Genomic DNA, 12,213 nt, shown 5'->3' with positions numbered 1-12,213 from the left:
CCGCCGGAATGCAACCAGCAGAAGGTAACCCCGCATCGCGCCGTTGACAACTATTGACCAACTTTTGTTGTAGCGCGTTAGTGTTCGCCCGGAAGTGCGAAGAGACCGTCGCGGGTCTGCTCCAGCAGGCCGTCGACCAGCAGGGAGTCCAGGCAACGATCACGCTGGCCGCCGTCGTGCCAGACAAGGTCCAGCTTCGCCTTTTCGACCGGGCCCTCGGTGCCGCGCAGGACGTCGAGCAGCAGCCCGCGCACCTGCCGGTCGGTGCCCGCGAACTTCTGCACCGGCTTGGCCGGGCCCGCGTACTCCGGCCGGCCGGCGTGCTGCCACGCGCACTCGTCGTACACCGGGCAGTCCGCGCAACGCGGGGCGCGCGCGGTGCAGATCAGCGCGCCCAGTTCCATGATCGCGGCCGAAAAGCGAGCGGCCGGCGCGTCGTCGGCCGGCAGCAGCGCCTCGACGTCGGCCATGTCACGGGTGTTCGACGCGGGCCCGGCGTCACCCGCGCCGTGCACCGCCCGCGCGACGACCCGCCGCACGTTGGTGTCGACGACCGGCGCGCGCTGCCCGTAGGCGAACGCGGCGACGGCCCGCGCGGTGTAGGCGCCGATCCCCGGCAGCGCGAGCAGGGTGTCCACATCGGACGGGACGACGTCGCCGTGCTCGGCCGCGATCACCCCCGCTGCCTGGTGCAGTCGCAGCGCGCGACGCGGATAACCGAGCTTGCCCCAGGCCCGCACGACCTCGCCCTGCGACGACGCGGCCAGCGCCGAGGGCACCGGCCAGCGCGCCATCCACTCGTGCCAGATCGGCTCGACGCGGGCGACCGGCGTCTGCTGCAGCATGATTTCGCTGACCAGGACACCCCAGGCCGAGCACTCGGGCTCGCGCCAGGGCAGGTCCCGGCCGTGCGCGGAGAACCAGTCGAGCAAAACGTCAGCGTCCACAGCCACGCCGGGAGGCTACTTCGCGTACTTCGGCAGCTCGCGGGCGACCTCGTCCGGCGACGGCATGGCGGCGATCTCCGCGGCGATCGCGCGCGCCGCGTCGCGGTGGGCCGGCAGCTTCCGCACCTGTTCGGTGACGGCGTCCGCGCTCAGCTCGCCGGGCAGCAGGCGCAGCGCGGCACCGGCGGCGCAGAGCGCCTCGGCGTTGGCGAACTGGTCGGCGCCCTGGGGCAGGAGCAGCTGCGGCACGCCCTCGGCGAGCGCGCCGAGCGTCGTGCCGCTGCCACCGTGGTGCACGACCGCGTCGGCGTGCGCCACCACGTCGGCCTGCGGCACCCAGGCCCGGACCGTGACGTTGGCCGGCACGGCGCCGAGCTCCTCGGGGCGCACCCGGCCGGTGGCCACCACGATGTGCGCGTCGAGGGCGCTCAGGCCGCGGATCGCGGTGGTGAGCACCTCGGGCGTGCCGAACGCGGTGCCGAGCGTGAGGTAGACGAGCGGCCGCGACGGCTGCTCGAAGCCGCCCGGTTCGGCGTACGGCACGGGCCGCAGCGCGATCCGCCCGGCCGTCGCGAGGAAGTCCTCGTCCTGCAACGACGGCGGGCAGATGTCCAGGTGCACCCCGCCACCGGGCCGCTCGAAGCCGATTCCGCCGGGGAGCATCCGGCCGAACCCGTGCCAGAGGGCGGGGATCCCGGCGCGCCGCGCGGCGACGGCCGCCTCGGGCACGCCCCAGCCGTGCACGACGAGGTCCGGCCGCACCCGCGCCAGCTCCGGTTCGAGGTCCTCGGCGTAGATCTCGTAGAACGAGTCCGCGGGCCGGAAGGGCCGGAGCCCGTTCCGGAGCAGGGCCGCGTGGACGTGCTCACCGGCGGCGAAGTGCACCTCGTGCCCGGCGTCCCGGACCGCGGTCGCGAGCGGGATCAGCGGGTAGGTGTGGCCGGCCGACGCGAGGCCGGCGAAGAGCACGCGCACGCTGTTCCCCGCTCAGATGGTGACGGCATCTGAACGCGTACGCTACTCGACCTCGGAAAGCCGCCCGGTCTTGACGTCGTAGACGAAGCCGCGGATGTTGTCGGTGTGCAGCAGGAAGTCGCTGCGGCGCACGCGCTCCACCGACGTCCGGACGCTGTTCTCGACGTTGCGGAACGCCTCGACCGCCCAGGTCGGGCGCAGGCCGGTGTCGCTCTCGAGCTCGTCCTTGAAGTCGTCTTCGGTCACCATCGAGAGGCCGCACTCGGTGTGCTGGACGATCAGGACCTCGCGGGTGCCGAGCTTGCGCTGCGACAGGGCCAGCGAGCGGATCATGTCGTCGGTCACCACACCGCCGGCGTTGCGCAGGACGTGCGACTCGCCCTGGAGCAGGCCGAACAGCTCGAACACCCGGATCCGGGCGTCCATGCAGGTCAGGATGGCCACCTGGAGCGACGGCTTCGGCGACGAGCGGTCGCCGGGCGTGACTTCGCCGAGTTCCTGGTTGCGCTTGAGCAGTACGTCGATCGAGGTCATCGGTCACCTTCCGGCCAGTGGCCCCGCGGCGCGGGCGTTCCCCACCTATTGGACCGGCCGGTGCTCGATCGGGCAACGGGATACGAGCAAAGTCACGGACTATCCGTGGTGCTCAGCCCCCGAACCAGGGCTCCTCGACGGTCCGCGGCGGCGCCGACGTCCGGCCGATCCGCAGCTCGGTCGGCAACGTGATCACCTTCGGCGCGCTCCGCTCACCCGAGCTGAGCAGCAGTCGGCCGGCCGCCTTGCCCTTCTCGAGCACCGGCTGGTGCACGGTGGTGAGCCCGATCCGCTCGGCTTCGGCGATGCCGTCGAAGCCGGTGACGGTGAGGTCCTGCGGCACGCGCAGCCCGCGGCGTTCGGCCTCGGCCATGGCGCCGAGCGCGAGGATGTCGGAGGTGCAGATCACGGCCGTGATCTGCGGGTACGCGTCGAGCAGCTGCCGGGCGGCCGACGCGCCGTCGTCCACCGTGTGGTCGAACCGCTCGACCACCGGGACGCCCGCCCAGTCGACGCCGGCACCGGAGAACGCCACGGCGAGCGCTTCGAGCCGGGTGCGCTGGACGTGGAAGTGCGCGCCGCTCTGGCGCACCGGGGAGACGAAGTCGTCGTTGCGCTCGCGGGCCAGCCGCATGCAGATGACGCCGACCTGCCGGTGGCCGAGGCCGACCAGGTGCTCGGCGATCTTGCCGACGGCCGCCGCGTCGTCCGGGCCGACGCGGTCGATCCCCTCGATGCTCGGCTGGTCGATGATCACCGTCGGCACCGGCCGCTCCAGCACGGCGGCCAGGTGTGGATCGTCGTCCGGCACGGAGTAGACGACGAAGCCGTCGACACCCGCACGGTGCACCGCGGCGACGTCCTCTCGGCCCGGGCTGGCCGGCACCAGGTGGAGGCCGACACTGGCGTCTTCGCAGGCCAGGGCCAGTCCCTCGAGGACACCGACGGCGGCGGGGTCGCGGAAGGCGTAGGAGAGGTTTTCGGTCAGCAGCAGCCCGACGGCGCCGGCCTTGCGGGTGCGCAGCGAGCGGGCGACGGGGTCAGGTCCGGGGTAGCCGAGGCGCCGCGCGGTCTCGAGGACCCGGCGGCGCAGTTCCGGGGACAACTGGTCCGGCCGGTTGTAGGCGTTGGACACCGTGGTCCTGGACACACCGAGCTCCGCCGCGAGCGACGCCAGTGTCGCCTGCCTCCGGGTGCGAATAGGACGTCCCATCAGCAAACCGTAACGGTTCAGATCGTTTTCCTGAAGAGACACCCCGCGTGGTCGATGTCTCGATCCGCATGCACGTCGGCGCATACACCAGCCCCGATCGGATTGCCAGGGTGTCATCCGGATGGGGTAAAGTGAATCTGACAACGGTTTCCATTAGCAGTCGTGCATCTCTCGCAGGAGTCCCCGATGAGTTCCCGCCGCACCAGGAGCGCGCTCGCCGCCGCTTCGGCCCTGTCCCTCTTCGCGCTCGCCGCGTGCTCCGGCGGCGGGTCGTCCGGCGCCGACGGCGGTGGTCAATCCGGCGGTGACGGCAAGCTCAAGGTGGTCGCCTCGACCGACGTCTGGGGCAGCGTGGCCAGCGCGGTCGGCGGCGACAAGGTCGAGGTCAAGTCGGTCATCCACGACCCGTCGGCCGACCCGCACTCCTACGAGACGACGGCCGACGACGCGCTGGCGGCGAAGGACGCGCAGCTCCTGCTGTCCAACGGCGGCGGGTACGACGAGTTCTTCGGCAAGCTCACCGACCAGGCGGGCGACGCGAAGAAGGTCGTCGCCTACGACGTCGCCGCGACCGGCGACGAGAACGAGCACGTCTGGTACGACCTGCCCGGCGTCGACAAGGTGGCCGACCAGGTCGCCGCGCAGCTCGGCGAGCTGCAGCCGGCGTCGAAGCAGCTCTTCACCGACAACGCGACCGCGTTCAAGGCGAAGGTCGACGCGCTGGAGAAGCGCCTCGGTGAGCTGGGCGCGGCGCACCCGGGGACGAAGGTCGTCGTCACCGAGCCGGTCGCGCACTACCTGCTACGGAGCGCGAAGCTGACGGACGCGACACCCAAGGCGTTTTCCGACGCGGTGGAGAACGACACCGACGTCCCGGCGGGCGCGGTGAATGAGTACAAGCAGCTCATCGCCACCAAGCAGGTCAAGGCGCTGATCAACAACGCGCAGACGGTGACGCCGCTGACCCAGGACGTCGTCGGCCAGGCGAAGGCCGCCGGAATCGGCGTCGTCGACGTGACCGAGACGCTGCCCCAGGGTGTGACGGACTACATTGGCTGGATGACCGGGGAAGTCGATGCACTCGCGAAAGCGTTGAGCTGAGCATGCCTCCCGTCTCCGACGATGTACGCCCCGCGGTCCGGGTCCGCGGCGCGGGTCTCGCGTTCGGTCCCCGGACGCTCTGGTCGGGTCTCGACCTCGTCGTCGAGCCCGGGGAGTTCCTCGCGGTGCTCGGCCCGAACGGCTCCGGCAAGAGCAGCCTGCTCAAGGCGTTGCTCGGCATGCAGGGCCTGTCCGCGGGCACGGTCGAGATCGCCGGCGGCCGCCCGGGCGGCGCGAACCGCAAGGTCGGCTACATCCCGCAGCAGCGCGCGATCGACGAATCGCTCACGCTGCGCGGCGTCGACCTGGTCGGGCTGGGCCTCGACGGGCACCGCTGGGGTACCGGCCTGTTCGGCATGGCCGCGCGCCGGCGCCGCGTTTCCGAAGCCATCGAAGCGGTGGGCGCGACGCGGTACGCGAAGCAGCCCGTCGGCCGACTGTCCGGCGGTGAGCAGCAGCGGCTGCGGGTGGCGCAGGCCCTGGTCGGCGACCCCGAAGTGCTGCTGTGCGACGAGCCGCTGCTGTCCCTGGACCTGGCGCACCAGCGCGCGATCAGCGAGCTGATCGACGAGCGGCGGCGGACGTCGGGCACCGCGGTGCTGTTCGTGACGCACGAGATCAACCCGGTGCTGCCGTTTGTCGACCGGGTGTTGTACCTGGTCAACGGGTCCTTCCGGATCGGCAAGCCGGACGAGGTGATGACCACCGAGACGCTGTCGCAGCTGTACGGCACGCGGGTCGAGGTGCTCAAGGTCGGCGGCCAGATCCACATCGCGGGCGCGCAGAGCTCCCTGTGCGAGCAGGAGCCGCACCACCACGAACACGACGTCGAAGAACAAGTGGGCTGAGTCTTGGATCTGTTCGACTTCGGCAAGACCTGGGAACTGATCACCGAGCTCGACGGCGTCCAGACGGCGTTGCTGGCGGCGGCGATCCTCGGCCTGGTGGCCGGCGTGCTCGGACCGCTGATCGTGATGCGCCGCATGTCGTTCGCCGTGCACGGCACGTCCGAGCTGGCCTTCACCGGCGGCGCGGCGGCCCTGCTGCTCGGTATCGGCGTCGAGTACGGCGCGCTGATCGGCGCGGTGGTGGCGGCCCTGCTGCTGGGCATCCTGGGAGCGCGGGACGCCGACCGGGACTCGGTGATCGGCGTGATCCTCTCGTTCGGCCTCGGCATGGGCGTGCTGTTCCTGTCGTTCTACAAAGGACGCTCCGGCAACAAGTTCGGCATCCTGACCGGCCAGATCATCACCATCGACTCGACGAACCTGACGTTGTTCGTGGTGTCGTCGGTGGTGGTCTTGGCGGTGCTGGCGCTGGTGTACCGGCCACTGCTGTTCGCGTCGGTGGACCGCAACGTGGCCATCGCGCGCGGCGTCCCGGTGAAGACGTTGACGGTGGTGTTCGCGCTGCTGGTCGGCATCTCGACGGCGCTGAGCGTGAAGGTGGTCGGTTCACTGCTGGTGGTGGCGCTGATGGTGACGCCCGCGGCCGCCGCGGCGCGCGTGACGGCGTCCCCCTGGAAGGCGACGGTGCTGTCGATCGTCTTCGCCGAGGTGGCGGCCCTGGGCGGCATCGTGCTGTCGCTGGCACCGGGCCTGCCGGTGAGCGCGTTCGTCACGGCGATTTCGTTCTTGATCTACGTGGTGTGCCGCCTGATCGCCTGGCAGCGCGACCGCCGGACGCGGGTGCGAGCGGTGACCTCGGCCGCCGAGCTGACCCCGGTGGCCTAGTCCGCGACCGCAGGCGGCGATCCCATCGGGACGGGGCGTCGGGAATGGCCGCTACGTACAATCGCCGTGAGGGCGAAGCGCCAGGCCGGGATTCCGGCGCCGGTGCGAGGGAAGGGCAGGATGTTCGGTTCGAAGAAGAAGCTCGACGATCTGATGGCGCAGCTCAGGCCCGACCTGAGCCGGGAATCGCTCGGCGTCGGGCCCGGCTTCCCGGGCGTCGCCCCGAACCCGTTCCTGAGCCGTGATGCATCGAAGCGCAATGCGGAATTGCGCACGGGGACGCTTGCGCTCGGCGTTCTCGTCGACTGGCGGGAGGTCAACAGCAATCCACGCGTGGTCCTGATGCTCGACGTGGAGACCGCCGGCGGCGTCTCGTTCCGCGGTATCGCGGACGAAGACCTCACGATCACCGAGCTCACCCGACTCGCCCCGGGACAGACGTTGCCCGTGCGTTACCGGCCGGCCGTCATGGACCACTACGTCGCCCTTGCCCGGGACGCGGACCCCGCCCAGGTGCAGCGGCTCTCCGACGAGATCGCGAGCCGCAAGCGGACCTGACCCGAAGCCGTCGGCCGGATCCCCAGGATGTGTCTACGCCGGGCTCGTCAGCCCAGCATCAGCAGGACCTGCAGCTCCCCGACCAGGAAGCCGATCACCCCGCCGACCGCGATCAGCTTCCACTCGTCCTGCCGGAACGCGGGCCGCAGCAGGCCCTCGAACTCCAGCGGTGTCAACGCCAGCATCCGCTGCTCGATCATCTTCGCGACGTCCATCGCCTCGGTCAGGTAGCCCTCGGCGTAGCGCGCTGTGTCCGGCAGGTGCTGCAACGCCTTGACCGCCGCCGCGTGCTTCATCTCGCGCAGCCGGGGGCCACCCACCGTCAGCGTCAGCACCGAGGCCGACATCTGGGTGTCGACCGCCGACGAGACCATCTGCTCGACCAGCGCCGCCAGGCGATCCGCGCGCGGGCCGCGCAGGACGGCGTCCAGCAGGTTCTGGACGGTGAGGACCTCGTTCGCGATCAGCTCGCCGTACTGCCGCGCGACCTCCGCGCGTCGCCGCTGGAACTTGCCCTGGAAGATCACCCGCCCGACGCGGACCGGCTCGCGCGGGACGAAGATCAGCTTGATCGCCAGCCAGTCCGTGCACAGCCCGATCACGCCGCCGAAGACCGGCAGCACCCACGGCTCGCGCGTGAACGCCCAGACGATCGTCTGCACCAGGCCCAGCCCGAAGCCGAAGTAGATGCCCATCCGCGCGATGAACGCCATCTCCGGCCGGGACGTCTCGCGGATCAGCCGCACCAGCAGCGCCTTGTCGCGGGTGAGCCGCTGGACCGTCATGTGCTGGACGTCGAGCACTTCGTCGAGGTTCTCGCGGACGTCGTCGAGGAACTCCCGCACCAGCCGCGGCGCCGACGACTGGACCTGCTTGATCAGCATCTCCTGCGCCAGCGTCGGCATGACCTCCCACAGCCGCGGGTGGTGCTCGGCGAGCACCTCGCGCGCGATGTGGTCGACCGCGCGCAGCAGCGGCTGCTCCAGCTCGTGCGTGATGATCACCGGGTCGATCCGGCCGAAGACCTCGCGCAGGTCGAGGAGGTTCGCCGTCAGCAGTTCGGTGGCGACCGCCGCCATCCGCCCGCCGTGCTTGGGGACGACCCCCTGCCAGCCGAGCAGCGGCGGGATCCCGAGGAACTCCACCGGCCGGAACATCATCTCGATGGCGACGCGCTTGGTGACGTACCCGATCAGCGCCGCGATGAACGGCATCGCCGTGTACAGCGGCCAATGCGCGGCGAAGTCGGCCAGGACAGCGTCCATCCGACCTCCCTCGCAGTGCCGAGAACGAAACCGTACCGGCTAGCCGAGCAGGGCGAGCACCTGCAGTTCTCCGACGAGACCGCCGATCACCGCACCGACCGCGATCAGCTTCCACTCGTCCTGCCGGAACGCCGGCCGCAGCAGCTGCTCGAACTCCAGCGCGCTCAGTTTCCGCATCCGGTCCACGATCGTGTTGCGGACGTCGAGCGCGTTGATCGCGTAGTTCTCGGCGTACCGGATCGTTTCCGGGACGCGCTCCGCGGCCTTCGTCGCGGCCGTCTGCTTCATCTCCTGGAACCGCTTGGTGCCGACGGCGATGGCGACGAACGGCTTGACGACGCTCGCCTGCGCGTCGATCGTCTTCTGCACCTCGCGGGTGATCATCGCGAACAGCCTGTCCGACTTCGGCCCCCGCAGCACCGCTTCGAGCAGGTTGGGGATGGTGATGATCTCGCGCGCGATCATGTCGCCGTAGTCGGCGGCCACGACGTCGCGGCGCTTCTGGAACACACCCTGCCAGGTGTAGAGCCCGAAGAACCGGCGTGGTTCGCGCGGCAGGAAGATCATCTTCAGGGCCAGCCAGTCGGTGAGCCAGCCGATGGCGAGGCCGAACAGCGGCAGCACGATCGGCGACTTCGTCAGCGCCCAGACGACGAGCTGCACGCAGCCGAGGATGAACCCGAAGACGATGCCGGAGCGGGCGATGAACCGCATCTCCGGGCGTGAGATGTCGCGGATCAGCCGGTTCAGCAACGCCTTGTCGCGCACCAGGTTCGTCACGACCATGTGCTTGAGGTCGAGGACGTCCTCGATGTTGTCGGCGATCTCCCGCATGATCTTGGTGATCGCCTTCGGCGCTTCCGACTGGACGCGCTTGAGGAGCAGCTGCTGCGCGGTGTTCGGCAGCACCTCCCACAGCCGCGGCTGGTAGGTCTCCATGACGTCGCGGGTGACGTCCTCGACCACTCGTAGCAGCGGCTGCTCGATCTCCTTCGCGACCTGCGCCGGGTCGAGCCGGGCGAAGATCTCCTTCGGGTCGACGAGGTTCGTCGTCAGCATCTCGGTGGCCGTCGCCGCCATCCGCTCGGCGTTCGCCGGCAGCACGCCCTGCCAGCCGAGGAACGGCCTGACCCCGGTGAACTCGAGCGGCCGGAACATCATTTCGATGGCGACGCGCTTGGTGACGTACCCGATCAGCGCGGCGATGAACGGCATGGTGACGTACACCTGCCAGTGCGTGCTGAAGTCCACGACCGCACGCTAGCGGCCCTTGATCAGTGCAGCAGGAGCAGGACCTGCAGTTCCCCGACGAGCCCGCCGATCACCGCGCCGACCGCGATGAGCTTCCATTCGTCCTGCTTGAAGGCCGGACGCAGGATGCCTTCGAACTCGATCGGCGTCAGCTGCCGCATCTTTTCGACGATCGTGTTGCGGACGTCGAGCGCGCCGGTGGCGTAGCTCTCGACGTGTTTCACCGTTTCGGGGAGGTAGGCGATGGCCTTCTCGGCGGCCGCGCGCTTCATCTCCTGGTACTGCTTGCCGCCCATGGTCAGCGCGACGAGTGGCTTGGCGATGCTCGCCTGCGCGTCGATCGTGCGCTGCACCTCGCGGGTGATGAGCGCGAACAGCCGGTCGGCACGCGGGCCGGTGAGCACGGCCTCCATCACGTTCCGCACGGTCAGCACCTCGTCGGCGATCAGCGCGCCGTAGTCGGCGGCGACCTCCTGACGGCGCTTCTGGAACATGCCCTGCCAGCGGAAGAAGCCGAAGCCGCGCGGCTCGCGCGGGTAGAAGATCATCTTGAGGGCCAGCCAGTCCGTGACGAAGCCTGTGACAAAACCGAAGATCGGCATGATCAGCGGCTCCTTCGTCAGCGCCCAGGCGACGAACTGGACAAGCCCGATCACGAACCCGAAGTAGACGCCCGACCGCGCGATGAACTTGAACTCCGGCGCGGCGACCTCGCGGATCAGCCGGCAGGTCAGCGACTTGTCGCGGACCATGGCGCCGATCAGCATGTCGTTGACGTCGAGGACGTCGTCGATGTTGGTCGAGACCTCGCGCAGGAGCCGCTTGACGACGTCGGGCGCCTGCGCGCGGACCTGGTCGACGAGCAATCGCTGCGCCCGCGACGGCAGCATCTCCCACAGCCGCGGCTGGTAGGTCTCCATGACTTCGCGCGTGACGTCTTCGACGGCCTTGAGCAGCGGAGTTTCGAGCTCTTTGAGCATTTCCTCCGGATCGAGCCTGGCGAAGATCTCCTGCGGGTCGACGAGGTTGCGCGTCAGCAGATCGACGGCGGTCGTGGCCATCCGCCGCGAGTTCGCCGGGATGACGCCCTGCCAGCCGAGGAACGGCTTGATCCCGGTGAACTCGAGGGGCCGGAACATCATCTCGATGGCGACGCGTTTGGTGACGTAACCGATCAGCGCCGCGATGAACGGCATGGTGAGGTACACGTGCCAGTGGGCGCCGATGTCCGCGAGGATCGCCGATGTGTCCAAAGTGGCCTCCCCGCGGCAACCGCTGGTCAACAACGGTCAGAATGCCATGGGTGACCGGGGGTTCCCAAATTCGTGATGCATCCGTTTGGCGGTACAGACGAACGGGCCCCGGATCATTAGGGTGGCCCGCATGGTCGCGCCTGAGAAGTCCCAGTCCACCTCGAAGACATTCGCCGTGGGTGTCCGCGGCTACAACCAGCGTCAGGTCGACGAGCGTCTCGCCGAGCTGACCAAGGAGGTCCGCGAGGCGGCGCGCAGCCGCGACGAGTCCGCCGCGACGGCGTCGGACCTTTCGAAAGCTCTCGCGTACGCGCAGAAGGAACTCGCCGAGACGAAGGCCGCCCTCGCGCGGATGAGCTCCAGCCCGTCCGGCGCCGGCGCGATGGCCGAGCGCGTCCGGATGATGATGCAGCTCGCCGAGGAGGAGATCGCCGACCTGCGCGCGGCCGCGGAAGCCGACGCGGCCTCGACGCGCGACCAGGCCGACAAGTACGCGCACGAGTCGCGCCGCACGGCGGACAAGCTGGCGAAGGACGCGGAAGAAGAGCGCACGCGCCTGCAAAAGGACGCGAAGATCGAGATCGAGAAGCTGAACGCGGCGGCGGGCGCCAAGCGCGTCGAGCTTTCGGCGGCGGCCGACCGCTCCCGCAAGGAAGCCGACGCGAAGGCCGAAGAACTCGCGGCCGCGAAGCGCGCCGAAGCGGACAAGGTGGCTTCGGAGGAGCTGGCGAAGAAGAAGCAGATCTTCGAGCAGGAAGTCGCGCGCAAGAAGCAGGAGACGGAGGCGGCGCTGGTCGAGGCCCGCGCCCGCCAGGCGGAGGCCGACCAGAACCGGAAGCTGGCGCTGGACCTGCGGACCAAGGTCGCGGAGCGAATCGCGGCGACGGATGTGGCGGTCCGGGAAGCGATGAAGCTGCTGGCCCCGGCGGAGGAGACGGCTGCTGCTGCTCCGGCTCCGGCTGGTTCGGCTCAGGCTCCGGCTGGCTCGACGCCGGCTGGTTCGGCTGCACCGGCTCCGGCTGGTTTGGCTCCGGCTCCGGCTGGCTCGGCTGGTTCGGCTGGTTCGGCTAACGGGGACCGCAAGCCGGCACCTGCCCCGGCCGCCGCGTCTGCTGCCGCTCCTTCCCCGGCCGCGAAGGCGCAGCCGGCCCCGGCACAGCCCGCCAAGGCGTAGTTATCCACATCGGCTCCGGTTGTCCACAGATTTCCGGAGCCCCCGTTTTTGCAGGTCAGAGCCGATAGACTGGACAGGGGACGCCCCCCGGGACGGGTGGGGGCTGCGCCGAAGCCGGTTCGAGCGTTCGGCACGCGTCGTGCCCGCACGCCGGCCGGGGCGCCACCAGGACCCGAAGCCGTGAAGGCCTCCTTACCGGCCATAAGAGC

General features: G+C 69.9%; 12 protein-coding genes. 5 read left to right on the top strand and 7 right to left on the bottom strand.

The window, feature by feature from the left end:
- Positions 1-77 precede the first annotated feature (77 nt).
- From OHS18_RS27285 to OHS18_RS27270, 4 genes are all read right to left on the bottom strand, one after another.
- Positions 78-953 carry an A/G-specific adenine glycosylase gene (locus tag OHS18_RS27285; protein ID WP_328612853.1) on the bottom strand — a complete coding sequence of 292 codons (876 nt, stop codon included), beginning with the start codon at positions 951-953 and terminating at the stop codon, positions 78-80.
- Between the two features lie 9 nt (positions 954-962).
- On the bottom strand, positions 963-1,922 hold the full coding sequence (locus OHS18_RS27280; RefSeq protein WP_328612852.1) for a glycosyltransferase: 960 nt from the start codon (positions 1,920-1,922) through the stop codon (positions 963-965).
- A gap of 42 nt (positions 1,923-1,964) precedes the next feature.
- Positions 1,965-2,456, bottom strand: a complete 492-nt coding sequence (locus OHS18_RS27275) for a beta-class carbonic anhydrase (protein WP_328612851.1) — start codon at positions 2,454-2,456, stop codon at positions 1,965-1,967.
- Positions 2,457-2,568: 112 nt separating this feature from the next.
- A complete protein-coding gene (locus OHS18_RS27270; protein ID WP_328447855.1) occupies positions 2,569-3,669 on the bottom strand; it encodes a LacI family DNA-binding transcriptional regulator in 1,101 nt (366 codons plus the stop codon).
- A 186-nt stretch (positions 3,670-3,855) separates the two neighbouring features.
- Here OHS18_RS27270 and OHS18_RS27265 point away from each other — a divergent pair, with 186 nt between their 5' ends.
- The 4 genes from OHS18_RS27265 (at position 3,856) to OHS18_RS27250 (ending at position 7,061) form a co-directional block, all read left to right on the top strand.
- Complete coding sequence (locus tag OHS18_RS27265) at positions 3,856-4,770, top strand: metal ABC transporter solute-binding protein, Zn/Mn family (protein ID WP_328612850.1); 915 nt, start codon at positions 3,856-3,858, stop codon at positions 4,768-4,770.
- Between the two features lie 2 nt (positions 4,771-4,772).
- The gene (locus OHS18_RS27260) at positions 4,773-5,618 is read left to right on the top strand and encodes a metal ABC transporter ATP-binding protein (protein ID WP_328447858.1); all 846 of its coding nucleotides are present in this window, start codon (positions 4,773-4,775) and stop codon (positions 5,616-5,618) included.
- A 3-nt stretch (positions 5,619-5,621) separates the two neighbouring features.
- Positions 5,622-6,503 carry a metal ABC transporter permease gene (locus tag OHS18_RS27255; RefSeq protein ID WP_328447860.1) on the top strand — a complete coding sequence of 294 codons (882 nt, stop codon included), beginning with the start codon at positions 5,622-5,624 and terminating at the stop codon, positions 6,501-6,503.
- A 120-nt stretch (positions 6,504-6,623) separates the two neighbouring features.
- The gene (locus OHS18_RS27250) at positions 6,624-7,061 is read left to right on the top strand and encodes a hypothetical protein (protein ID WP_328612849.1); all 438 of its coding nucleotides are present in this window, start codon (positions 6,624-6,626) and stop codon (positions 7,059-7,061) included.
- A 47-nt stretch (positions 7,062-7,108) separates the two neighbouring features.
- Here OHS18_RS27250 and OHS18_RS27245 read toward each other — a convergent pair whose 3' ends face one another.
- Genes OHS18_RS27245 through OHS18_RS27235 form a run of 3 tightly spaced genes read right to left on the bottom strand, consistent with a single transcriptional unit; the run spans position 7,109 to position 10,830 of the window.
- Entirely contained in the window at positions 7,109-8,326 is a 1,218-nt protein-coding gene (locus tag OHS18_RS27245; RefSeq protein WP_328612848.1) for a DUF445 domain-containing protein, read from the bottom strand.
- Positions 8,327-8,365: 39 nt separating this feature from the next.
- Positions 8,366-9,541, bottom strand: a complete 1,176-nt coding sequence (locus OHS18_RS27240) for a DUF445 domain-containing protein (protein ID WP_328459176.1) — start codon at positions 9,539-9,541, stop codon at positions 8,366-8,368.
- Positions 9,542-9,600: 59 nt separating this feature from the next.
- Positions 9,601-10,830 carry a DUF445 family protein gene (locus tag OHS18_RS27235; protein ID WP_328447866.1) on the bottom strand — a complete coding sequence of 410 codons (1,230 nt, stop codon included), beginning with the start codon at positions 10,828-10,830 and terminating at the stop codon, positions 9,601-9,603.
- 130 nt (positions 10,831-10,960) lie between these two features.
- Between OHS18_RS27235 and OHS18_RS27230 the strand changes: the two genes are divergently transcribed.
- Positions 10,961-12,004 carry a hypothetical protein gene (locus tag OHS18_RS27230; RefSeq protein ID WP_328612847.1) on the top strand — a complete coding sequence of 348 codons (1,044 nt, stop codon included), beginning with the start codon at positions 10,961-10,963 and terminating at the stop codon, positions 12,002-12,004.
- Positions 12,005-12,213: the final 209 nt, after the last annotated feature.

The sequence above is a fragment of the Amycolatopsis sp. NBC_00355 genome (assembly GCF_036104975.1).
GTDB lineage: Bacteria > Actinomycetota > Actinomycetes > Mycobacteriales > Pseudonocardiaceae > Amycolatopsis.
The sequence above is the reverse complement of the archived record's forward strand: the minus strand, read 5'-3'. Positions and strand labels throughout refer to the sequence as shown.

Bases quoted from the DNA above. Each gene is read 5' to 3' on its own strand.
- OHS18_RS27275 (WP_328612851.1), bottom strand. From the start codon at position 2,456: ATGACCTCGATCGACGTACTGCTCAAGCGCAACCAGGAACTCGGCGAA.
- OHS18_RS27270 (WP_328447855.1), bottom strand. From the start codon at position 3,669: ATGGGACGTCCTATTCGCACCCGGAGGCAGGCGACACTGGCGTCGCTC.
- OHS18_RS27265 (WP_328612850.1), top strand. From the start codon at position 3,856: ATGAGTTCCCGCCGCACCAGGAGCGCGCTCGCCGCCGCTTCGGCCCTG.
- OHS18_RS27260 (WP_328447858.1), top strand. From the start codon at position 4,773: ATGCCTCCCGTCTCCGACGATGTACGCCCCGCGGTCCGGGTCCGCGGC.
- OHS18_RS27250 (WP_328612849.1), top strand. From the start codon at position 6,624: ATGTTCGGTTCGAAGAAGAAGCTCGACGATCTGATGGCGCAGCTCAGG.
- OHS18_RS27245 (WP_328612848.1), bottom strand. From the start codon at position 8,326: ATGGACGCTGTCCTGGCCGACTTCGCCGCGCATTGGCCGCTGTACACG.
- OHS18_RS27240 (WP_328459176.1), bottom strand. From the start codon at position 9,541: ATGCCGTTCATCGCCGCGCTGATCGGGTACGTCACCAAGCGCGTCGCC.
- OHS18_RS27230 (WP_328612847.1), top strand. From the start codon at position 10,961: ATGGTCGCGCCTGAGAAGTCCCAGTCCACCTCGAAGACATTCGCCGTG.